The sequence below is a fragment of the Serratia sp. EC4 genome (assembly GCF_059652115.1).
Genome location: NZ_JBNIDE010000030.1, coordinates 1 through 1,144 on the forward strand (window position 1 = coordinate 1; position 1,144 = coordinate 1,144).

General features: G+C 53.7%; 1 protein-coding gene. It reads right to left on the reverse strand.

Annotated elements, in window-relative coordinates:
• Window positions 1–4 precede the first annotated feature (4 nt).
• A partial coding sequence (tuf, locus tag ACP39K_RS24525) for an elongation factor Tu (RefSeq protein ID WP_048795941.1) occupies window positions 5–1,144 on the reverse strand: 1,140 nt, incomplete at its 5' end.

Genomic DNA, 1,144 nt, shown 5'->3' on the forward strand with positions numbered 1-1,144 from the left:
GCGATTAAGCGATAACTTTAGCAACAACACCAGCGCCTACAGTACGGCCGCCTTCACGGATTGCGAAACGCAGACCGTCGTCCATCGCGATTGGGTGAATCAGGGTTACAACCATGTTCACGTTGTCGCCTGGCATTACCATCTCTACGCCTTCTGGCAGTTCGATGGTACCGGTCACGTCAGTGGTACGGAAGTAGAACTGTGGACGGTAGCCTTTGAAGAATGGAGTGTGACGACCACCTTCATCTTTGCTCAGGATGTACACTTCAGATTCGAACTGGGTGTGCGGCTTGATGGAGCCTGGCTTAGCCAGTACCTGACCACGTTCGATTTCTTCACGTTTGATACCACGCAGCAGAACACCTACGTTCTCACCAGCACGGCCTTCGTCCAGCAGTTTGCGGAACATTTCAACGCCAGTACAGGTAGACTTAACGGTGTCTTTGATACCAACGATTTCAACTTCTTCGCCAACTTTGATGATACCGCGCTCAACACGACCGGTAACAACGGTACCACGACCGGAGATGGAGAATACGTCTTCGATTGGCAGCAGGAACGGCTTGTCGATAGCACGCTCTGGCTCTGGGATGTAGCTGTCCAGGGCTTCGGCCAGTTCGATGATTTTCGCTTCCCACTCAGCTTCGCCTTCCAGCGCTTTCAGCGCGGAACCGCGGATTACCGGCAGATCGTCGCCTGGGAAGTCGTAAGCGGACAGCAGTTCGCGAACTTCCATTTCTACCAGTTCCAGCAGCTCTTCATCATCTACCATGTCGCATTTGTTCATGAATACGATGATGAAAGGAACGCCAACCTGACGACCCAGCAGGATGTGCTCACGAGTCTGAGGCATTGGGCCGTCAGTCGCAGCTACTACCAGGATCGCGCCGTCCATCTGAGCAGCACCGGTGATCATGTTTTTCACGTAGTCGGCGTGCCCTGGGCAGTCAACGTGCGCGTAGTGACGAGTCGGGGTGTCATACTCAACGTGAGAGGTGTTGATGGTGATACCACGAGCTTTTTCTTCTGGCGCGTTATCGATCTGGTCGAAAGCACGTGCAGAACCGCCGTAGGTTTTAGCCAGTACGGTAGTGATCGCTGCAGTCAGGGTAGTTTTACCGTGGTCAACGTGGCCGATAGTACC